Source organism: Streptococcus sp. 343_SSPC (assembly GCF_001072385.1).
Taxonomy (GTDB): Bacteria; Bacillota; Bacilli; order Lactobacillales; family Streptococcaceae; genus Streptococcus.
Window position 1 is genome coordinate 26,450 of sequence record NZ_JVKU01000015.1, and the last position, 21,315, is coordinate 47,764.

Here is a 21,315-nt window from a genome sequence, read left to right on the forward strand (position 1 = left end):
CTTACTTCATTTCTTTTAGAGTCTGGACGATGTCTTCCTTGCTCATATAACCGATATGGGTCTTAGCGAGAGTCCCATCACTATTGATAAAGAGTGCCGATGGATAAGAACGAATCCCATACTCTTTTAGCAGCTCCCCTTTACTATCTAGCAAGACTGGGAAATCCTTGTAATCCAAAGACTGGTACCAGTTTTTGAAATCTGCTTCTGATTTTTCACCATTAAAAGTTGGAGCTACAACGGATAAGACCACATAATCCTTACCCGCCTCTTCTTTTGCCAACTCATTGGTATCCTCTAATGTCGATAGGCAAATAGAGCACCAGGAAGCCCAAAATTTGAGGTAAACTTTCCTTCCCTTGTAATCAGATAAGCGGTAGGTCTTACCGTCTACTCCTTGCAGGTTAAACTCTTGAACCTTCTTTCCAGCTTGCTCTGAAGATCCCATTGTGGATGTCTGCTTAGTCTCACTTTTGTTGGATGATTCCATTCCTTGGTTAGAGCAAGCCCCCAAAAGTCCAGTACACAAGAATCCTGCAGCTACTAAAGCTAATTTCTTCATCATTATTACCTCTTTAAACAAGGAGAAAGTCATCCTCAGATGACCTCTCCCTTCTTTCATTAGTTGTCTGATTTCATATCAGATGATTCACTCTTTTCATCTTTCATTTCTGAATCGCTAGATTTCATCTCATCTTTTTTCATATCGTCCTTCATTTCAGAACTGCTGTCAGACATCATAGATGAATCTTTCATGTCTTCTTTTTTCATTTTATCATCGGACATGGATGAATCCTTCATGTCATCCTTCTTCATATCTTCCTTCTTCATATCGTCCTTCTTCATCATACTACTATCGTCCGTTTTTTTCATGTCTGAATCTGATTTCTGTCCAGAACAAGCTGCTAAAGTGACGATGCTAAGTGTAGCAATAGAAAGTGCAAGAATTTTTTTCATGATTTTTCTCCTTTAATCATTCAAGATTAGTGAAACAGGGATGCGAGGCTATTAAGATTTCCTAGCATCAGCAAGATGCCCATCAAGATGATGAGGGCACCACCAATTTTTTTCAAGGTTCCCATATGGGGCTTGAGTTTAGCAAAATGTTGTAGAACCCAGCTAGAAGCCAAGGCCAAAAGCAAGAAAGGCAGAGCCAAGCCTAATGTATAGACCAGCATCAGGAGAGCGCCTTGCAATGCACCATCTCCTCCAGAAGCTGCAATGGCTAAAACAGAGCTCAAAACTGGTCCGACACAAGGGGTCCAACCAAAACTGAAGGTGACCCCTATCAGAAAAGCATTGAAGAATTCATTGCGCTCCCGATTCTTTTTGAGTTGGATGGTCTTTTGTTTTTGGAGTTGCTGAAGATTGATGAGGCCCATCTGATGGATTCCCAATAAGATGACAATCCCTCCTAGTAGGTAACGGAACCAGGGAGCATAAAGCACCTGGCCAAGGGCCCCTGCACCGTATCCTAGAATCAGGAAAACAGTTGATAGACCTGCGATAAAACAAAGAGTCTTCACCAGGCCATACCAAGAAATGTCTCTTCCAAAAATACGCACCGTTTTTTCATGCTCAGAATCCAATAGAATCCCTACATAGACTGGCATCAGTGGCAAAATACACGGGGAGAAAAAGGATAGAACTCCCGCTAAGAATACTGAAATGGAAAACAAACTGGTTTGAATCATTTCACTACCTCCCTTTCTTTCTGACACCAGTATAAAGAAAAAATCCCTCTAAAAATAGAGAGATTGATAAGCAAAAACTTGAATTTAATTAGAAGGTGAATGTTCCCCTCTGCTAACACGATGTCATACGTGCAAGTACGAAATTTGTCAAACAAGCTACTTTAATTCTTTTTCAAATAGTCAATGGCATCCTGCAAGGTTTTGACAGGAACAATTTTCATCTTGGTTTTAATTTTCTTAGCTGTTTCTACCGCTTCGTCGTAGTTGCTCTTGGCATTCGGATTGTTCTTTTTGACTTCTTCTGTCACTGGATTGTCAGGGGCAAAGAAGATTTCAGCACCAGCGCGATCTGCTGCTACGACTTTTTTATCCACTCCACCGATATCTCCGACAGTCCCATCATGGTTAATGGTCCCTGTCCCCGCGATATGGCGTCCCTGACGAAGGTCTGGATCCGCTACTTGGGTATAGATGGACAAACTAAACATCATCCCGGCACTTGGACCACCGATGCCAGCTGTCGCAAACTCAATCGGTACATCACTCTTCACTTCTGTCCGGTCAATCAAGCTAATCCCAATCCCATTCTTGCCATTGACCAACTTAATAATCTTTCCTTCAGCAGTCTTGGTCTGGCCATCTTCTGTGTAGGTCACTGAGACCTTGTCCCCAATTTTTTGGGAACCAACATACTCGATGAGCTCTTTTGAGCTCTTGAATGTCTTGTCATTGACAGCCGTAACTGTGTCCGCAATATTTAAAACGCCTTTGAAGGTAGAGTCTTCTGCTACTTGCATGACATAAACACCGAGGAATTCCATCTCTGTATCTTTTCCAGCCGTTTTCAGTCCTTGGTATTTGGCAGTATTTTGAGAGGTTTCCATATAAAATTGATTGATCCGGAAAAATTCCTCACTGGAACTGCCACCTGTCATTTCTTTTTCAGAGTAGATATCTGTAAAAGGAGTTACCCAGGCATAGACTATATCCGAGAAGGTCGCTTGCTTGACGGCAACAGTGACAAAATCATACGAACCGGATGCTTCATCATTTTTCTGGTTGACGCGCATCACTTGGCGAATATCTTCTGAACTCCCAGGCATTTCCAGATAATAGGGTAGGGGAACAAAGAAAGCTAGCAAGGCCAAAATCAGAAGCAGGGTCCCAATCATCGGCCAACGATAAGTTCTCCACACACTATCTTTTTTGCGCACAGGTTCAAATGGGCTTTCTGGTAGCTGAGCCCTTGGTTTCTCAAATTCTTTCATTCCTTTTATTTCATCTCCTTTATAACACTCTCTGGGACATAGGCACTGACATCTTGCTGGAAGGTTAGCAACTCGCGGATTCTCGTCGAGCTCAAGGCCTGGTACTGGGGCTGGGCACAGAGATAGATGGTCTCAAGCTCTGGAGCCAGCTGGTGATTGAAGTAGTCCATGTTGCTTTCATAGAGGAAGTCCTGGCTATTGCGTAACCCTCGGACCAAACTCGTCACCCCATACCGTCTAGCCACCTCTACTGCCAACTCTGCCTCTGAGGTGATGACTCTTACATTGGGCAAATGAGCCACTGCCTCTGTCACCATGGCTTCCCTTTGCTCAATGGTAAAATAGCCCTTCTTCTCATGATTAAAGAAGATGCCGACATACAAGTGATCAAACAAGCGACTAGCCCGCTCTATCAAATCCAAGTGTCCCAAGGTCATTGGGTCAAATGAACCTGTAAATAATCCGATTTTATCTGACATAAACCGTCACCTTACTAATTCCGTAGATTTTTTCTTTCCAGATTCCTAGACAAGCAATTTCCTCAGGCAAGTCTACTGCCTTGTCTGTCTCACAGACGACCATGACTTCTTCTCCCAGTAAACCACGTTCAGCCAGGGCCTCAATATCGGCTACGATCTGCTCTTTTGCATAGGGAGGATCCAGGAAAATAAGATCAAAGGTCCCCTGCAATTGATTGAGAGCTTGGTGAGCCTCCATCTTCAGCAATTGAAACTTGTGGCTTTCCTTGGTCATTTGGATATTGCTAGCAATAATCCCTTGGGCTCTGCGATCTTTCTCGACCAAGACAGCCTGCTCCATCCCCCGAGACACCGCCTCGATGGATAGACCGCCTGAGCCAGCATATAAATCCAAGACCCGACCCCCATCAAAATAAGGACCGATCATATTAAACATAGCCCCTCTCACCTTATCTGAAGTGGGCCTTGTTGTCTTTCCTTCGAGCGTCTTAAGAGGACGCCCTCCATAGGTACCTGATACAATCTTCATAGAGATTATTATATCAAAATTTGGATAAAAGATACAAAAACACCCACCCTCTCCAATCTGAGATTTGCTGAACCAAATCCCTTTCGCTGCCAAAGAAAAATCCTCTCACTTTTCTCTTGAAGTCCGAATTTTTTTTTGCTATACTATACGTAACTTTTAAAACGTTACATAGGAGAATACAGATGTTTGATGCAAAAAAATTAAAAGACCGGCGACTTGAGCTGGGCCTGACCCAAGCCCAGGTCTACGAATCCTTAGAGATTAGTCGCAAGACCTACTCTAGTTGGGAGAATGGCTTAGCAGAGCCACACGATAAAAATCTCAGGAGGTTGGCCAAGCGCCTCTCCGTTAAAGAGGACTACTTTGTCGACAAGAGCTCAGCGCTTTTCACCTACCCTTTACTAACGCCACCCCATCAGAAGAAGGTCGATCTCTTGGCTAGCCAACTCTTAGCAGAGCAAGAAAAGGTGGTCTCTTTGATCCCTTACCGTGTCCTCTCTATCGACTTGGCAGCTGGACATGGTCATACCTTTTATGACAATGAAACTGACTACGAGACCGTTTATTTCGACCAAGAGATCCAACACGACTTTGCCTCTTGGGTCTCTGGAGATTCTATGGAACCAAGCTATCCAAACGGTTCCGTTGCCTTGATGAAACAGACCGGATTTGACTATGATGGAGCGGTCTACGCCCTCATGTGGAATGGGAAGACCTATATCAAAAAAGTCTATCGAGAAGAGGAGGGGCTTCGCCTAGAGTCTATCAACCCAGCCTATGATGACCTCTTTGCTCCCTACGAAGATGAACCCAAAATCGTCGGTATCGTGGTCGGCCATTTCCTCCCTCTGGAGGTCTAGACATGCTTTTTGATTATTCACGTGAGCCCAGGTCTGATATTGCTTTTGTGGATATGAAAAGTTTCTATGCCAGTTGTGAATGCGTCCGCCTCGGCCTCAATCCTTTGACTACTTCTCTTTGTGTCATGAGTCGGAGCGACAATTCTGCTGGCCTCATCTTAGCCAGTTCCCCCGTTTTTAAGCAGGTCTTTGGAAAGAAAAATGTCGGGCGGAGCTATGATCTGCCCTTTGATCTCAAGACGAGGAAATTCAATTACTACCTGGCCCGTAAGCAAGGTCTGCCTACAGATCCAGCCTTTGTCCACTATATCGAAAGTTGGGCCAAGCGCACCTTTATCGTGCCCCCTCGCATGAATGCCTATATCCAGGTCAACATGGAAATCCAACAAGTCTTTCAAGAATTTGCGGCTCCAGATGACATCTACCCCTATTCTATCGATGAGGGCTTTATCGATTTGACCAGCTCTCTCAACTACTTTATCCCTGATCCCCAGCTGGACCGACGCTCAAAGCTGGATCTTCTTTCTGCTCGGATCCAAAAGCGTATTTGGCAGCAAACAGGCATCTATGCTACTGTCGGGATGAGCAATGCCAATCCACTCCTAGCCAAACTGGCTCTGGACAACGAAGCCAAACACCAGAAAACCATGCGGGCTAACTGGTCTTACGAAGACGTCCCCAATCGAGTCTGGCAGATAAAAAAACCGACCGATTTCTGGGGGATCGGCCATCGAACAGAAAAACGCCTGAACAAACTAGGCATTCACTCCATCTATGAACTGGCTCAGGCCAATCCAGACCAGCTCAAAAAAGAATTTGGAGTCATGGGCGTCCAGCTCTGGTTTCACGCCCACGGGATCGATGAAAGCAATGTCCATCGCCCCTATAGGCCAAAGTCTCACGGTCTGGGAAATTCGCAAATCCTTCCCCGTGACTACCACCGCCAAAGCGATATTGAACTGGTCTTTCGAGAGATGGCCGAGCAAGTTGCTATCCGCTTGCGTCGGGAAAAGAAAAAGACACAACTGGTCTCCATCCACGCCAGTTACTCCAAACAGGAACAGCTCCCCTCCATCCACTGCCAGCGAAAGATTGAGCCGACCAACTCTACCGCTCAATTAGCCAAGGAAGTCATCCAGCTCTTTCGCTCCCACTACCAGGGAGGAGCCATCCGGCAGATCGGAGTCTTTTATGGGAAGCTCGTAGAGGAGAGCTTCCAGCTGATCTCCCTATTTGATGACCCTGAGCAAACCCAAAGAGAAGAAGCCCTCCAAGAGACCATTGACCACATCCGTGACCGGTTTGGCTTTGCTTCTCTACAGAAGGGATCTGCCCTATTAGAAAATTCGCGCGCTCTGGCTCGAAGCAAACTGACCGGAGGCCACTCTGCAGGAGGTCTAGATGGCTTAGCATGATTGATCGTTCTTATCTCCCCTATCAGTCGGCACGTGACTTCCAAGACCGGGGCATGGCCAAGTGGGCTGGCTTCTTCCTCTCTGAGCATTCGACGGCCTTACAAACAAACCAGCTCTCTCTCGAAGAGCTTCGCCTCCTCTCAAACCAAGAAATCCGTCACCTCCTCGAGCAGGCCTACCAGCAAGAGACCTCTCTCTCCCTCTCTACCCTCCAGGACAATCAAATCGCCGTCTACTATGGCCAAGTCTATACCTTAAGCCCTTCCGAAGTCCTCATCAAAAATGGCCAACACTACCACTCTCTCCTTCTTTCGACTATTTTTTCTATTGAACCAGGAGATTCTAGCTATGAAACCAGCTCTGAATAAACACGAACTCCAATTTGATTATTTTTCAGATAATTACCAGCAGTTCGAGCATGATTTTTACCGCCTGGCAACGACTGCTACTCCCTTGGTCTTTTTAGAAGATGACCTGCTGAGATCCATGTCGACAGGCCAGCGCAACTATTTCAGACTCCACCATACCCAGAGTCGCGACCACCGTGACCACTACTTTCACTTTCGCGTCTCCACCCATCCCCAATCCCCACTGACACGGATTTATACCTACCTAGGCCACAGTCCTACCACAGAATACAAAAGAACCTCCTAGAAAACTAGGAGGTTCTTTTATCATGTGTATGAAGAAGCTTTCGCAACCCAACCAATCGCATCTGCAGGAGGATTATCCACATCAATCCAGATGAAATCCATACCAATTTCACCGTTTTTGAATTTGGATTAATTCTTTAATTGCTTCTTTCAACCTATTTCTGATACAATGAAAGAGGAGGTATATCATGTCAAAAAAAATTATTCACGTTGTTGCAGCTGCTATTGAAAAAGATGGAAAAATCTTTTGTGCTCAGAGACCTGAAGGAAAAAGCTTAGGAGGCTTTTGGGAATTTCCAGGTGGAAAATTAGAGGCAGGAGAATCTCCTGAACAAGCGCTCATTCGTGAAATACAGGAAGAATTAAATTCTGAAATTGAAATTATCTCCTTTGTGAATGAGGCCTCCTATGATTATGATTTCGGGACTGTCGTTATGAAAACCTATCACGCCAAGTTACTCTCAGGAAACCTAGAGTTGTTAGAACACCAAAATTCTACTTGGCTAGCACCAAATGAATTAAAATCGCTTAACTGGGCACCTGTCGATCGTCCAGCTGTAGAATTATTAACAAAAAAATAAGAGGTATACCTCTTATTTTTTTGTTAAATAATCATAAAGTGTTGTAGGAACTTCATTGATCAGTTCAAAATTCATGGTCACTACAGGTGTTTTGCCATCTGGCATTATAGTTTCAAGAGCACTATCCTCAATATAACGGACTGGTCCAAGATAATAGAAATCACTTCCTTCACCATCCTCTTTTTTTATAAACAGGTGAAGTGTCAATCCAGTATCATTAGACTGCATAATCTCGGCTACTTCTTTTGACTTGAAACTCCTGTTGCTCCTAGAATACCAGTGAAAGACTTTATTTGATAAAAAACCATCTTGATACTGAGTTGTTTCAGTAATATCATCCTCTTTGTGATAAGTGACAAAAATCGGACAAGTTCCATGTTTAACCTTATAACCATAAACAGTAGAGCTCTCATCCTTATCCCAGTTGAGTAGTCTCACAGCGTCTTTACGAGAATACTTTTCCCCGATCGTCAACGGATTCTGTGGATACTTTTCAGAACGATAAAGACCCGTCTGAATGATATCTAATATAAAATCTTTATACTCCTTTGTCAGAAATTGAGCAAAATATGGTGAAAGTTGATAAATATTATTCTTGATAGCCAAAGCTGATACACCATACTTTTCCTGATCTCTTTTAACAAAAAAGCTATAGGTCAAGAAATTCTCAATAGACATCAACAACTCATTAGAAGCTCCTAGATTCTCTTCTTTTACGAAATTTTCAAAATCCGAACGCGAAATCTTTTCTTTTTCCAGCAAGAATTTTAAAAGATAAAGATCTGCTTTCCTCTTTCCATTTGATAACTCTTTACAAAGAAAAGTTAGAAATCCATTTAGCTCAGAAATTTTAACAAATGAATCATCCTTGTCAAAAGAATCGATAACTTCTCCATAATGATTAAAGCTATCAAAAAAGATGAATGGATCCAAAGTATCTAATTTCCAAAAATCACTTAATTTTGGAATACGACCTATCCGGTTCTTCGTCTCCATATAAGCTTCTTTCAACAAAACTTTATTCGATAAATTAGTATTAGTGATGGACTTAAAGATTTGTTCCTTAGCTACTTCTTCAAAATTGATGGTCGTCAATCCTTTTAGAATATTTGGTTCTCGAAGTTCTCGACGATAATTATCTTTATTCATCGATTTATCACCAAACAAAGCAATAGGAATTAAATAGTTATTCTTATAGTTTCCAATAAAGTCGATAATGGTCACATATTCTTTGCTTTCATGCTTCCGTAGCCCTCGACCTAACTGTTGTACGAAAACAATGCTTGATTGAGTATTCCGCAACATCACAACTTGATTGACCGATGGAATATCAATTCCTTCGTTAAAAATATCTACTGTCAGAATGTAGTCTAGTTCTCCTTTTTCTAGTTGGGCAACGACTTCATTCCGGGTCTCCATATTATCTTCACCTGTTAAGGCTCGACAACGTTTCCCCTTTTGGTTTAGTTTGGATGCTAAGTCATGAGCTTCTTTCTTAGAGGAACAGAACATCAAGCCCTTCACTTTCTCTCCACTAACTCCATAAAAATCAATCTTTTTAATAATATGCTTCACGCGCTCTTCGGATGTTAAGTTTGCGATCGTAGTATTCTCATTGATTAACTGTCCTTCGACTTCGATATCCTTTACCCCAAAATAAATAAAGGGGCAAAGCATATCATTATCCAGAGCATCTTGTAGACGGATTTCATAGGCGATATTATAATCAAATAGTTCATAAATATTTTGCCCATCAGTTCGTTCGGGAGTAGCTGTCATCCCTAAAAAGAATTCTGGTTGAAAATGCGCCATCACTTTTTTATAAGAATCAGCACCAGCCTTATGAACTTCATCAATCAAAATATAGTCAAAATAATCTCTTGAAAATAGGCCTAAATGCTGCTCACGTGATAGGGTTTGAATAGTGGCAAAGACATATTTTTTGCCAGTCAAATCAGCCCCAGAGTGATAAATAAGAGCTTCTGCATCAGAAAACTGCAAGACCTTTTGAAAATCCGTTAACGATTTCTGTAGAATCTGCTCACGGTGAACAATGAAAAGCATTCTTTCTGGCTTAAACTGTTGAACATCAAAAGCTGATAGAAAGGTCTTTCCTGTCCCAGTAGCACTGATGACCAAAGCCTTCTTTTTCCCAGAATCACGAATCGCTTGCAAGCCTTTTAAGGCATCCTTTTGCATTTCGTTAGGACTAATCGTTTCACTCTGATATTGAGCCATCTTCTCTTCGCGAATCTGATCCACTCGAATGACATTCTGACGTCTTCGCGCATAAGAAGCAATCTTTTCATCTGTCAAAAGATCAGACTTCTCCCAAATCTTGTCAAATTCAGCTTTAGTAGCTCGAATAAGCTCGCCATTATGGGTAGAGGTCAATTTAATATTCCACTCATAATTAATCTTGAGAGCATTGTGGGTCAGATTTGAACTACCCGAAATCAATACCTGCCTTCCCTCATGCTCAAAGAGATAAAACTTGGCATGCATCTGCAAACTCTCTGGGGTCAATCGGACTTCTACATTCTCTAACTTAAGTAATTCTTGCATCGCAACTGGATCATTAAAATCAAGATAAGGAGAAATCAGAATTTTTCCTTGGATTCCTTTATCCATCAGATCAGACAATTGCGACTTAATTAAGGCAATCCCAGACTGTGTAATAAATGCCACTGATATATAGAATGCCTTGCACTTGCTCAACTCCTCTTGCAAATCCGTCAAAACATACCGCTTCATTTCATGATCATTGATCAAAATCTGCGGTGAATATCCACCCTCTTGATACTGGACATTATCCACAAATCCATATTTTAATGATTTAATAAGAGTGTCTTGAAATAAAGTTACGCCATCTGGCATAGATCGTCTCTTTTCTACCGTTATTTAATAGTTTCATTATACCAAAAAAACACGGCATTCCGCCGTGTTTCTGTGTTTATTTCACCAACTTCTTCATCTCATCAATACGCGCAACGGTCGCGTCGTATTTGGCTTGGTAGTCGGCTTGTTTGTCGCGTTCTTTTTGGACGACTTCTGGTTTGGCGTTGGCTACGAAGCGTTCGTTAGAGAGCTTCTTACCAACCATATCCAGTTCTTTTTGCCATTTAGCGAGTTCCTTGTCGAGACGAGCGAGTTCTTCTTCGACATTTAGGAGGTCAGCAAGAGGCAAGTAGATTTCTGCTCCTGTGATGACGCTTGACATTGCGAGTTCAGGTGCAGGGATGGTTGATGCGATTTCCAAGTGTTCTGGATTTGTGAAGCGTTTGATGTAGTTAACATTGCTGTTAAAGAAGGCTTCCAAATCGCTATCGCTTGTTTTGACAAGGATAGTGATTGGCTTGCTTGGTGCTACGTTTACTTCCGCACGCGCATTACGAACGGCACGGATTAAGTCTTTGAGGCTTTCCACGCCAGTGTGAGCAGCGAGGTCTTCAAAGGCTGGATTAACAGTTGGGTATACTGCTGTAACGATAGAACCTTCTGAGATTTGTCCAAAGATTTCCTCCGTCACGAATGGCATGATTGGGTGAAGGAGACGAAGGATCTTGTCCAAAGTATAAAGGAGAACAGAACGTGTGATGACCTTCTCTTCTTCGTTGTCGCTATAAAGGACTTCCTTGGTCAACTCAACGTACCAGTCCGCAAACTCGTCCCAGATGAAGTTGTAGAGGATGTGTCCAGCGACACCAAACTCAAACTTGTCAAAGTTTTCAGTGACTTTTCCGATAGTTTCATTGAGGTTGTGGAGAATCCAGCGGTCTGTGACATTTCCAGCTTCCTTGTTAACAACTTTTTCGACATTGGCAGTTGCTTGCTCAAGGGTCAAGCCTTCATTGTTCATGAGGATATAGCGAGAGATGTTCCAGATCTTGTTAATGAAGTTCCATGAAGCATCCATTTTCTCGTAAGAGAAGCGCACGTCTTGACCTGGTGCAGAACCGTTTGAAAGGAACCAACGAAGAGCATCAGCACCGTATTTCTCGATGACATCCATTGGGTCAATCCCGTTACCGAGTGATTTAGACATCTTACGTCCTTGCTCGTCACGGATAAGACCGTGGATAAGGACGTTTTGGAATGGCTGACGGCCAGTGAATTCCAATGATTGGAAGATCATACGAGACACCCAGAAGAAGATGATGTCATAACCTGTTACCAAGGTTGATGTTGGGAAGTAACGTTTGAAGTCTTCTGAGTCGACATCAGGCCAGCCCATGGTTGAGAATGGCCAGAGGGCAGAACTGAACCAAGTATCCAATACGTCTTCGTCCTGAGTCCATCCGTCACCTTCTGGAGCCTCTTCGCCAACGTACATTTCTCCCTCAGCATTGTACCAAGCAGGGATTTGGTGACCCCACCAGAGCTGACGAGAGATTACCCAGTCATGGACATTTTCCATCCATTGAAGGAAGGTATCGTTGAAACGAGGTGGGTAGAATTCTACCTTGTCATCTGTGTCTTGGTTGGCAATAGCATTCTTAGCCAATTGGTCCATCTTCACGAACCATTGTGTAGACAAGCGTGGCTCAACCACAACACCTGTACGTTCTGAGTGACCAACACTGTGGACACGTTTTTCGATTTTAACGAGGGCACCGATTTCTTCCAACTTAGCAACGACAGCCTTACGAGCTTCAAAACGGTCCATTCCTGCAAATTCGAAGGCCAAGTCGTTCATCGTTCCGTCATCGTTCATGACGTTAACTTGTGGTAAGTTGTGGCGTTGACCAACTAGGAAGTCGTTTGGATCGTGGGCAGGCGTGATTTTCACGACACCAGTACCAAATTCAGGATCTGCATGTTCATCTCCAACGATTGGGATGAGTTTATTAGCGATTGGAAGGACGACGTTTTTACCGATTAAGTCCTTGTAGCGTGGGTCTTCTGGATTGACCGCAACGGCAACGTCTCCAAACATGGTCTCAGGACGAGTTGTCGCCACTTCAAGAGCGCGTGAACCGTCTTCTAGCATGTAGTTCATGTGGTAGAAGGCACCTTCGACATCCTTGTGGATCACCTCGATATCAGAAAGGGCTGTGCGAGCTGCAGGGTCCCAGTTGATGATAAACTCACCACGGTAGATCCAGCCTTTCTTGTAAAGGTCCACAAAGACCTTGCGAACGGCTTTTGACAAACCTTCGTCAAGAGTGAAACGCTCACGAGAGTAGTCTACAGAGAGCCCCATCTTGCCCCATTGTTCCTTGATGGTAGTGGCATATTCGTCTTTCCATTCCCAGACTTTCTCGAGGAATTTTTCACGACCGAGGTCATAACGCGTAATGCCCTCACCACGCAAGCGCTCCTCAACCTTAGCCTGAGTCGCAATCCCAGCATGGTCCATACCAGGAAGCCAAAGTGTATCAAAACCTTGCATGCGTTTTTGACGGATGATGATATCTTGCAAAGTAGTATCCCAAGCGTGACCGAGGTGGAGTTTCCCAGTTACGTTTGGTGGTGGAATGACGATAGAGTATGGCTTAGCTTTTTTATCGCCAGAAGGCTTGAAAACATCCTCGTCAAGCCATTTTTGGTAACGACCAGCCTCAACCTCGGCTGGATTGTATTTAGGTGAAAGTTCTTTAGACATGTGTTTGTCCTTTCTCTATTGTTTTCATTTTTTCTTGAATCTGCTTTGCGACTTCTTCTGCAGACAGATTCGTATTATCAATTTTCAGGTAGTGGTGAAGACCACTCGGTTGCTTTTGAGAATTAAGTTGATCTGTTTTATCAGTCTCTAAAATTTCTCTTTCAGATACCTCAAAATTCCGTTTCAAGGGTTTGTATTTCAACCGATTCTCCGTCCGATTGCGACGTAAGCGCTCCTCAAGAGACGTTTCTAATTCAACAAAGAGAATCTCTTGATGATACTCATTTAATAAATCTTGAATATTCTTCAAATACATCAGATGGTATTGATTTGAAAAATCAGTTACACCTGTTAAAATCACCGACCGATGATGCCTGGCGCTTGTTCCAAGAAAAGAAAAGTTAACGCTACGAACAAATTCCCACATTTCTTCCGTAAAATCCTGATAGATTTCGAGTGCGAAATCAATTGGTTGATGGTTGAAAAAGAGAGTCGCACCGGTGAGTTTCGAAAGTTCCTGACCAATGGTCATTTTCCCTGCAGCTGGAGCTCCAATGATGAAAACATGCATCAATCCACCTCCCACTCACTCTTCAGCAAGCCGTATCTCAAATCATCACAGCGATGGCCTTGGGTATCTTTGCGATCCCTTATGCGAGATTCAAGAGTAAAGCCAAGCTTCTCAGCGACTCGTTGACTTTGAAGGTTGTACCCAAAGCAAGACAATTCAATCTTGTGAAGTCCCAGTTCTTTAAAAGCCAAATCAATCAAAACACGCGCCGCTTCAGGCACATAGCCTCGCCCCCAATAGTCTGGGTGCAAGGTATAGCCAATCTCAAGCACATCGTCTTCGTGGCGATGGTTGAAGTCAACAGAGCCAATAACTTTATCTGTCCCTTTGACCACAATTCCATAGCCTTCTGGGAGATTGTCCTTTTCATTGCGCTCAGGAAGGATATGCTCTAGATAATAAATCTCATCTTCTAAGGTCTTGACGGGTGGGAAGCCTGCTGGGTAAGAAACCTCTGGGAGACTAGCGTAGGCATGGATATCCTCGGCATCCGCCACTGTACGGACTCGTAAGACTAGACGCTCGGTTTCGATTCGTTCTGGCAGTTCAGCTCTTGTCATTCTTCTTCCTCGCTTTCTTAATAAAGCTTCCCATGGGATCGACTCGGTCATCTAGATAACGGTAAACGCGATGATGACCGTCCCCCATAAAGTAAGTCGGCGCAAAGCGGTCATTTTTAAAATGTCCCTTGTCATCTAAGAGCTCTGGATCAGCTAGTCGCTCAAGAATCTTGGCGAAGATATGGCAGATGCCATCTTCCTCGATAATCCGATCTACCTGGCAATCCAATACGACTGGACAGGCCTCCAAAATCGGTGCCTGGGTCAGTTCAGAAATCTCATAGTCAAGCCCCAGGTGTTTCAATTTCTCCCGATGGCTGATAAAGCCAGCCTGCTCCATCTCAAGCATGAAGTTTTCAGCAGGAATGTTCACGGTGAACTGTTGATAATGCTTAATCTGGTCAGCCGCATTTTCCTCAGCACCAACTCCGATGACGAGCCAATCTCCAAGGCTATAAGAGGAACTGCAGGTCGTGATATTGTGCCCAAAGTTCTGGTCCTGATACCCCAAGATGAAAATCGGAAAACCATAGTAGAGTTTGCTGGTTTTAAAAGATTGTTTCATGACAAGCTCCTTCAGCTAGGGATAGGGGGGTAAAAGAAAAATCGCCCCTGTCATTAATCTGACAGGGACGAATGTGTTTATCCGCGGTACCACCCAATTTCGGGCAGAGGCCCGCAACTCTCGTCTTCTTGTTTCTCTTTTTTGACGTCATTAGCTCGCTTTGGTGTACTTGAGTACAGCCTGCAACTCGCTGCCTAGTCCTAAAAGGAAGCAAAAAGACTATTTCAATATTTCATTTTCATCCATTAGCAACCAGTTTTGACACATTTGTGGACTTCTCAGCACCGCCACTTTCTGTATAATGTGGGACTCAAAACACCTCTAACAGCTTCATTTTATCAAGTTTTCCTGGAAATAGCAAGAAATCACAAAAGCAATTATTTGAACTTGACTCCAAGTTCTTGCAATTTTTTGATGGTTGCTGGACCGATTCCTTTAAGGGCCAACAACTCTTTCTCTGTCCAATTTGCGAAGTCCGCAACAGAGCGAATACCTTCATCATAGAATGTTTGCGCACGATCAAGTGCTACACCTTCCAAGCTTGCAGCGAATTCTTCTACTGAAGAAGCTGCTTGTTTCACTTCTTTCGCTACTGCTTTTGCTGCTTTCTCAACCTTCTTAGGCGCCTCTTTAACAGCTGCTCCTACAGTTGCGACAGCTTTTTTCAAAAGATGTCTATTTTGATGTTTGTATTGTTTCGCACGGTTAACGTTCTTCTTTGCCATTTTTCCTCCTACGTATCCAGTGATCAATCCCTAAGGCAACAAGGTTTCATCACCAATATTACTTTCGATAATTCGTTGACGTCTGTTCAACTTTTTTATTGTAACACAATCCCTCGAAAAATCAAGTCATTGCACTATTTTCAGCCAAATCCAGCCAGTAAAAGGCCTTCACAAAGAGCTTTTAATAGGTTCTCTCTCCAAACAAGCCATCTGGAAGATCGTGGAACCCTTTCCCCTCATGGTAGTTAGCAAACTTCCCTTGAAGGAATTGATAGGCATCCAAGCGACTCTCGTAGCGGATCATAGCTTCCTTTGCCCGCTCGTCCTGATCTTCTTCATAGACCTTCTTGCTTTCTGTCAGGGCCATCTCATTGATCATGACCTGGGTCTTGATCCAGGCCTCAAATTCTTTCATAAATTCTTTTTCGTAGCTCATTCTTACTCCAATCCTCTATAAAATTCACTATCGATCTCCCGATAAGGTTGGATATCCTGGACATATTCCAAGACACCTTGAAATTCTCCCGCTTCATCACGCACTGCCGCATAAGTGACATGGACAAATTTCCCACGCGATTCGGATTTGAACCACATTTCGTACTTGTCTTTTTTCCCTTCTCGAAGCCCCTGCATGATGGCTTTGACCTTCTCCAAGTATTTTGGCGGGTGACACAGCTCAACATTGCGTCCTACCTGTGACGGCGTCCTTTTGAAAATCATCTCCTCAAAGGGCGCTGCATCATTGTAATATTGGAAGATATCATCCTTATTGACAAAAGTGATTTCCATCGGTAGATGGTTCAAGATCAAATTCGCCTGCTCCACAGATAAGAATCCATGGCCAAAAGCTTGTGGTTGCTGACGGTCGAAGCTCTCTTCTTTTTTCTTAGGCGTGAAGGTTATGGTCAATTGTCCCTCGGGAGTCTCAATAACCTGACGGTGCTCGCTTCCATTTGAAGAAGGAAGGGCCGCACCTGAACCTTCTGACTCCGCTGCTCCTTCTTCCTTGAAGGCCACGCGCTTCGGCACCCATTTCTCACTCGGAATGATAATAGCATAGCCATAGGCATCACTTTCTTCTGCGATGGAGAGCCAATCATCCTGAGTAAAGGCCTCCAGCAAAATCATCAAGAGGATCGATTCTTCCTTGAAGATCATAGCCTCAAACTCTTGCGCAAAAGCTTCAAAGCGCTCTTTGACTTCAGAAATACCAGAATCCTGTAGTTTCTTGGCTGCGTCCATAGCTTTCGCAAAGAGTTCTCGAATCTGGTCATCCACTCCCCACATGACTTTAGGGGGGGAATCATGCCCATAGCGCTCCATAATGGGGAACATCAACTCTTCCTTGCGACGGTAATGCCGATCAAATTGACCCACCAAGCCCAACTGACGCAAGAGGCCTTTGTGAATCTCCTGGATCATCTCAGGATCCTCCGTCGTCTCATAATTATCCAGCAAGCGACGGACCCGCATCATAGCGGCCCGAAGGGCTAGATTCTCCTGTTTAAAAATCTGAACCGGATGACCTGGATGATCGGTATCTGTTACTTCAACCCCTTGTACAGCGTTCTTAAAGAGATTAGCATGGACATCGCACAGCTCCATGACATCCTCAAAGGTGATACCTGCATCGGAATTCATCAGTTCATGTTCCATGAGGGAAATCTCAATCGCAGACACCCCGCTAAAGGTCGCATCAAAGCGTTCCTGAACCGACTCAGGAGAAGCTCCATGATGAAGGTCTAATAAGATATCTCTTAAGACATGAATTCGTTCATCACTCATTAGTCTAGCCCCACTACTTCATAGCCATTGGCCTCTAGTGTTCGTACAATCTTCTCCATAGGAGTGCCTTCTAATTTTGATCCTTGTTTCAAGGAAACCTTGCGCCCAACTGTATTGCGCATGATCGGATTGGCTAAGGGTTTAAAGCCCAACTCCACCAACAAGTCCAATACTTCCGGATGTTGATCAATGACTTGAGCAACGGGAATCGATACATCAATTTTATTGTCCATCTTTCACACTCACATTCTTCTCTCATCTAAGATCTTTGGAATCTAACGCTCCTCCTGGGAGAGCTCCTTGGCCCTCTGATTGGCCTTTTCATACATGATTTGCCAAATATCCACTGTTGATCCCTATTTGATTAAGCTTTCTTGACCAATTTCACAACAGCCTCTGTCCGAGCTGTATGGGGAAACATATCCACTGACTGGATGTAGACGACATCATACACCTTGGTCAAGTCCACGAGGTCCCGCGCCAGGGTGGAAACATTGCAAGAAACGTAAACCATCTTTTGAGGGGCATAGCGCAACAAGGTGTCAATCAATTGAACCCCCAGTCCTGTACGTGGTGGATCCACAATGACTGCATCTGCCCGATAGCCTTCCTTGTACCAACGAGGAATAATTTCCTCAGCCGTCCCAGCTTCATAGTGGGTATTAGCAAACCCCATCTGCTTAGCATTGTACTTGGCATCCTCAATCGCTTCAGGGATAATGTCCATCCCCCGGACACTCTTGACCTTATCCGCAAAGGCAAAACCAATGGTCCCAACCCCGCAGTAGGCATCAATCAAATGATCCTCTGGGGATACATCCAAGGCCTTGACAGCTTCACTATAGAGGACTTCTGTCTGCTCAGGATTTAACTGATAAAAGGCCCGAGGAGACAAGGAAAATTCATAATCCAAGACCCCTTCTCGAATGGTCTCCTGTCCCCAAATAATCTGTGTCTTCTCTCCATAGATCTCGCTGGATTTAGAGGTATTCAGATTGACTGCCACCGTCACAATTTCAGGGTGTTTTGCTACTAGATCTGCCACCAAGTCTGTTAAATTAATCTGCCGACTCGTCACCACGATCATTTGGACCTGTCCAGTCTTACGAGCCCGGCGCACCATGATGGTTCGAACTCCCAATTGCTTCCGATCATCTGAAATCGGAATCTGGTAGTAGGTCAATAACTCCGCTACATGGTTAGCGATTTCCTGAATGACCGGATCCTGGACCAGACAGTCCCTTAATTCCACCAAATAATGGGAATTTTGGGCGTACAAACCAGCCTTGACCTGCCCCTTAAATTTACGCGTCTGAAATTGAAGTTTGGCCCGATAATACTGTGGTTTTTCCATCCCAAGCGTCGGACGGATCAGATAATTTTCATACCCCTTAGGAGCATATTTTTTCAAGGCCTGCTGCAGCAAGTCCGTTTTGAACTCCAACTGCTTGCTGTACTTCAGATGCATGATCTGGCAGCCCCCACAGGTCTCATAGATATCACAGGTTGGCGTTACCCGATACTTGGAAGCCTTGTTGACAGACAAGAGCTTGGCTTCTGCAAAGTTCTTTCGAATCGCAGTAATTTGGCAAAAGACATCTTCGCCCTTTAAAGCCCCAGGCACAAAGACTAAGGTCTTCTTGTAAAAGCCAATCCCTTCTCCATTAATTCCCATTCGCTTGATTTTCAAAGGAATTCTTTGTTTAACTTTTAGATTCATATGTCTATTATACCATGTAGTTTCTCATTCGTTTAGAATATGATAGAATTGAAAAGAAAAACAAGGAATTACAGACCATTTCTCAATAATAATACGAATAATATAGAGAGAAAGATTGATCATAACCAAAAATAAAATCGAAACGAAACAGGAATCCTATGAAAATCACCAAATTAGAAAAGAAAAAACGTCTCTACCTTCTAGAGCTGGATCAAGCCGAATCCCTCTACATTACAGAAGACACCATCGTCCGCTTCATGCTCTCACGAGACAAGGAAATTAGCCAGGAAGAACTCAAGGAAATCCAAACCTTTGCCCAGCTTTCCAATGCTAAGAATTTAGCCCTTTATCACCTTTCTTTTAAAGCCCGTACAGCTCGAGAAGTTCGCGACTACTTAGCCAAGCATGAAATCGACGAATCCACTATTGAAACTGTCATTAACACCCTAAAAGAGGACAAATGGATCGATGACTTAGCCTATACTCGGGCTATCTTTCAATCCAATCACGTCTCAGGTGACAAGGGACCCTATCTCCTCAAGCAAAAGCTCATTCAAAAAGGAGTCTCTTCCCACTATATTGATCAAGTCACCTCAGAATTTGATTTTTCCGAGGTAGCTCAACGAACAGCCCAAAAATTAGCCAAACAATACGCTAAAAAACTTCCACCAAGAGCCTTAAAAGATAAAATCACACAAAATCTTATCAATAAAGGCTTCAGTTATGAAGTTGCCAAGCAAGCCTATCACCAGTTGGATATCGAGCCAGATGAAGAACAAACACTCGACCTAATTATGAAGGAACTGGAAAAACAGCACCAGAAATACTCACGAAAATATGAGGGCTACGAACTCAAACAACGCCTCACCCAAGCTCTTGCTCGCAAAGGCTATGACTACTCTGACATTTCTACAGCTCTTCGCGAATTCCTTTAAATAAAAATTCACATGAAAATCCCTTATTTTCATGAAAATATGATACAATATAGAGGATATACTTAGATTGTAGAAAGTTGGTAAGTTATGAAACTACCTAAAGAAGGCGACTTTATTACAATTCAAAGTTATAAACATGATGGAAGTCTCCACCGAACGTGGCGGGACACCATGGTACTAAAAACTACGGAAAACGCACTGATCGGCGTCAATGATCATACTCTCGTTACAGAGAGCGATGGTAGAAGATGGATTACCAGAGAGCCAGCAATCGTCTACTTTCATAAGAAGTATTGGTTCAATATCATCGCTATGATCCGAGATAATGAAGTGTCCTACTATTGTAATCTAGCCAGTCCATTTTATATGGATCAAGAGGCACTAAAGTATATTGATTATGATCTTGATGTCAAGGTGTTTCCTGGTGGTGATAAGAAACTGCTGGACGTAGAAGAATACGAACAGCATAAACGCAAAATGAACTATTCAGATGACATTGACTTTATCCTAAAAGAAAATGTCAAAATCCTTGTAGATTGGATCAACAATCAATTAGGTCCTTTCTCTGAGGAATACATCAAAATTTGGTACAACCGTTATGTTGAACTGCGAAATAAATAAAGTTGAAAAGAGCGAAAGCTCTTTTTTTCGAACTTAATACTTGCAATATCCACCTAAAACAAGTACTATGTACTTAATAAAAAGAGGAAGGGAGATACTATGGCGTTTACAAATACTCGAGGTCGCTATGCTAGTTTTGGGGTTATGACCAGTTTACCAGACGATATTATTGATAGTTTCTGGTATGTCATTGACAACTACCTCAAACATGTCTATCCCTTAAACTCAGTTCTAAAATTTGAACTTATCAATCGAAAAGGAAAAACAACATTGCGGTTCAGTCAAAAAGACTTCCCCTTAGAAGTTGCAGTTGATTTCCTAATTCCCTTCGACCCCTATTATCCAAGACAAGTCAGAATTGTCGATAATAAGGGACGAGAAACCATCATGCTGATTGACGAATATCAATTATTATAAAAAAAGGCCACACGGCCTTTTTTCGTTACAAACAAAATAAAAAAGGTCATCTGACCTTTCTACTCTATCGGGAAGACAGGATTCGAACCTGCGACACCTTGGTCCCAAACCAAGTACTCTACCAAGCTGAGCTACTTCCCGAACTAAAGCTTACGCTTTATGCACCCTAGAGGAGTCGAACCTCTAACCGCCTGATTCGTAGTCAGGTACTCTATCCAGTTGAGCTAAGGGTGCTCGTTTCTATTCTATTGCTACATAGTCTTGCGACCATGCACCCTAGAGGAGTCGAACCTCTAACCGCCTGATTCGTAGTCAGGTACTCTATCCAGTTG

The 21,315-nt window shown here is 43.4% G+C and carries 24 protein-coding genes and 2 tRNA genes; 8 read left to right on the forward strand and 18 right to left on the reverse strand.

The window, feature by feature from the left end:
- Position 1 precedes the first annotated feature (1 nt).
- From ADH27_RS03740 to rsmD, 6 genes are all read right to left on the reverse strand, one after another.
- Positions 2–562 carry a redoxin family protein gene (locus ADH27_RS03740; RefSeq protein ID WP_048715849.1) on the reverse strand — a complete coding sequence of 187 codons (561 nt, stop codon included), beginning with the start codon at positions 560–562 and terminating at the stop codon, positions 2–4.
- A 59-nt stretch (positions 563–621) separates the two neighbouring features.
- Positions 622–957 carry a hypothetical protein gene (locus ADH27_RS03745; RefSeq protein WP_048715812.1) on the reverse strand — a complete coding sequence of 112 codons (336 nt, stop codon included), beginning with the start codon at positions 955–957 and terminating at the stop codon, positions 622–624.
- Between the two features lie 26 nt (positions 958–983).
- Positions 984–1,694, reverse strand: coding sequence for a thiol-disulfide oxidoreductase-associated membrane protein CcdA2 (gene ccdA2 / locus ADH27_RS03750; protein WP_048690370.1), 711 nt, complete (start codon positions 1,692–1,694; stop codon positions 984–986).
- A gap of 161 nt (positions 1,695–1,855) precedes the next feature.
- Positions 1,856–2,866, reverse strand: coding sequence for a SepM family pheromone-processing serine protease (locus tag ADH27_RS03755; RefSeq protein WP_221761782.1), 1,011 nt, complete (start codon positions 2,864–2,866; stop codon positions 1,856–1,858).
- Between the two features lie 101 nt (positions 2,867–2,967).
- Positions 2,968–3,441 (reverse strand): pantetheine-phosphate adenylyltransferase, encoded by a 474-nt coding sequence (coaD, locus tag ADH27_RS03760; protein WP_048715814.1) that lies wholly within the window; start codon positions 3,439–3,441, stop codon positions 2,968–2,970.
- Entirely contained in the window at positions 3,431–3,970 is a 540-nt protein-coding gene (gene rsmD, locus ADH27_RS03765; protein ID WP_048715851.1) for a 16S rRNA (guanine(966)-N(2))-methyltransferase RsmD, read from the reverse strand. Before rsmD ends, coaD begins: the two co-directional genes overlap by 11 nt.
- 182 nt (positions 3,971–4,152) lie before the next feature.
- On the opposite strand from rsmD, the gene ADH27_RS03770 reads away from it, so the two are divergent.
- From ADH27_RS03770 to ADH27_RS03790, 5 genes are all read left to right on the forward strand, one after another.
- A complete protein-coding gene (locus tag ADH27_RS03770; protein ID WP_048715816.1) occupies positions 4,153–4,830 on the forward strand; it encodes a helix-turn-helix domain-containing protein in 678 nt (225 codons plus the stop codon).
- A gap of 2 nt (positions 4,831–4,832) precedes the next feature.
- Entirely contained in the window at positions 4,833–6,245 is a 1,413-nt protein-coding gene (locus ADH27_RS03775; protein ID WP_048715818.1) for a Y-family DNA polymerase, read from the forward strand.
- The gene (locus ADH27_RS03780) at positions 6,242–6,613 is read left to right on the forward strand and encodes a hypothetical protein (protein WP_048715820.1); all 372 of its coding nucleotides are present in this window, start codon (positions 6,242–6,244) and stop codon (positions 6,611–6,613) included. Before ADH27_RS03775 ends, ADH27_RS03780 begins: the two co-directional genes overlap by 4 nt.
- A complete protein-coding gene (locus ADH27_RS03785) occupies positions 6,594–6,899 on the forward strand; it encodes a DUF5960 family protein (protein ID WP_048715822.1) in 306 nt (101 codons plus the stop codon). Before ADH27_RS03780 ends, ADH27_RS03785 begins: the two co-directional genes overlap by 20 nt.
- Positions 6,900–7,086: 187 nt before the next feature.
- Positions 7,087–7,479 carry a (deoxy)nucleoside triphosphate pyrophosphohydrolase gene (locus ADH27_RS03790; protein ID WP_048715824.1) on the forward strand — a complete coding sequence of 131 codons (393 nt, stop codon included), beginning with the start codon at positions 7,087–7,089 and terminating at the stop codon, positions 7,477–7,479.
- Positions 7,480–7,491: 12 nt separating this feature from the next.
- Here the strand turns inward: ADH27_RS03790 and ADH27_RS03795 are convergent, their stop codons facing one another.
- The 10 genes from ADH27_RS03795 to rlmD all read right to left on the reverse strand — a co-directional run bounded on the left by ADH27_RS03795 (position 7,492) and on the right by rlmD (position 19,010).
- Positions 7,492–10,356 carry a DUF3427 domain-containing protein gene (locus tag ADH27_RS03795; RefSeq protein ID WP_048715826.1) on the reverse strand — a complete coding sequence of 955 codons (2,865 nt, stop codon included), beginning with the start codon at positions 10,354–10,356 and terminating at the stop codon, positions 7,492–7,494.
- Between the two features lie 76 nt (positions 10,357–10,432).
- Complete coding sequence (locus ADH27_RS03800) at positions 10,433–13,084, reverse strand: valine--tRNA ligase (RefSeq protein WP_048715828.1); 2,652 nt, start codon at positions 13,082–13,084, stop codon at positions 10,433–10,435.
- Positions 13,077–13,655: an AAA family ATPase gene (locus ADH27_RS03805; RefSeq protein WP_048715830.1), complete on the reverse strand. Its 579-nt coding sequence runs from the start codon at positions 13,653–13,655 to the stop codon at positions 13,077–13,079. Before ADH27_RS03805 ends, ADH27_RS03800 begins: the two co-directional genes overlap by 8 nt.
- Positions 13,655–14,215 carry a GNAT family N-acetyltransferase gene (locus tag ADH27_RS03810; protein ID WP_048715832.1) on the reverse strand — a complete coding sequence of 187 codons (561 nt, stop codon included), beginning with the start codon at positions 14,213–14,215 and terminating at the stop codon, positions 13,655–13,657. The genes ADH27_RS03805 and ADH27_RS03810 overlap by 1 nt, the downstream gene beginning before the upstream one ends.
- Positions 14,202–14,780 (reverse strand): flavin reductase family protein, encoded by a 579-nt coding sequence (locus ADH27_RS03815; RefSeq protein WP_048715834.1) that lies wholly within the window; start codon positions 14,778–14,780, stop codon positions 14,202–14,204. The genes ADH27_RS03810 and ADH27_RS03815 overlap by 14 nt, the downstream gene beginning before the upstream one ends.
- A gap of 377 nt (positions 14,781–15,157) precedes the next feature.
- Positions 15,158–15,505: a helix-hairpin-helix domain-containing protein gene (locus ADH27_RS03820; protein ID WP_048715836.1), complete on the reverse strand. Its 348-nt coding sequence runs from the start codon at positions 15,503–15,505 to the stop codon at positions 15,158–15,160.
- Positions 15,506–15,686: 181 nt separating this feature from the next.
- Entirely contained in the window at positions 15,687–15,941 is a 255-nt protein-coding gene (locus ADH27_RS03825; protein ID WP_006596820.1) for a DUF1912 family protein, read from the reverse strand.
- 2 nt (positions 15,942–15,943) lie between these two features.
- Complete coding sequence (locus ADH27_RS03830) at positions 15,944–17,290, reverse strand: DUF438 domain-containing protein (protein ID WP_048715838.1); 1,347 nt, start codon at positions 17,288–17,290, stop codon at positions 15,944–15,946.
- Complete coding sequence (locus ADH27_RS03835; protein WP_006596822.1) at positions 17,290–17,523, reverse strand: DUF1858 domain-containing protein; 234 nt, start codon at positions 17,521–17,523, stop codon at positions 17,290–17,292. Before ADH27_RS03835 ends, ADH27_RS03830 begins: the two co-directional genes overlap by 1 nt.
- Positions 17,524–17,654: 131 nt before the next feature.
- On the reverse strand, positions 17,655–19,010 hold the full coding sequence (rlmD, locus tag ADH27_RS03840) for a 23S rRNA (uracil(1939)-C(5))-methyltransferase RlmD (protein ID WP_048715840.1): 1,356 nt from the start codon (positions 19,008–19,010) through the stop codon (positions 17,655–17,657).
- A 158-nt stretch (positions 19,011–19,168) separates the two neighbouring features.
- Here rlmD and recX point away from each other — a divergent pair, with 158 nt between their 5' ends.
- From recX to ADH27_RS03855, 3 genes are all read left to right on the forward strand, one after another.
- Positions 19,169–19,945: a recombination regulator RecX gene (gene recX, locus ADH27_RS03845; RefSeq protein WP_048715842.1), complete on the forward strand. Its 777-nt coding sequence runs from the start codon at positions 19,169–19,171 to the stop codon at positions 19,943–19,945.
- Between the two features lie 87 nt (positions 19,946–20,032).
- Positions 20,033–20,566 (forward strand): nucleoside tri-diphosphate phosphatase, encoded by a 534-nt coding sequence (locus ADH27_RS03850; protein WP_048715843.1) that lies wholly within the window; start codon positions 20,033–20,035, stop codon positions 20,564–20,566.
- A 99-nt stretch (positions 20,567–20,665) separates the two neighbouring features.
- On the forward strand, positions 20,666–20,983 hold the full coding sequence (locus ADH27_RS03855; RefSeq protein WP_048715845.1) for a DUF960 domain-containing protein: 318 nt from the start codon (positions 20,666–20,668) through the stop codon (positions 20,981–20,983).
- Positions 20,984–21,050: 67 nt separating this feature from the next.
- On the opposite strand, the gene ADH27_RS03860 is transcribed toward ADH27_RS03855, so the two are convergent.
- Both ADH27_RS03860 and ADH27_RS03865 read right to left on the reverse strand, forming a co-directional pair.
- Positions 21,051–21,124, reverse strand: a tRNA-Pro gene (locus ADH27_RS03860).
- 19 nt (positions 21,125–21,143) lie between these two features.
- A tRNA-Arg gene (locus ADH27_RS03865) sits at positions 21,144–21,217 on the reverse strand.
- Positions 21,218–21,315 lie beyond the last annotated feature (98 nt).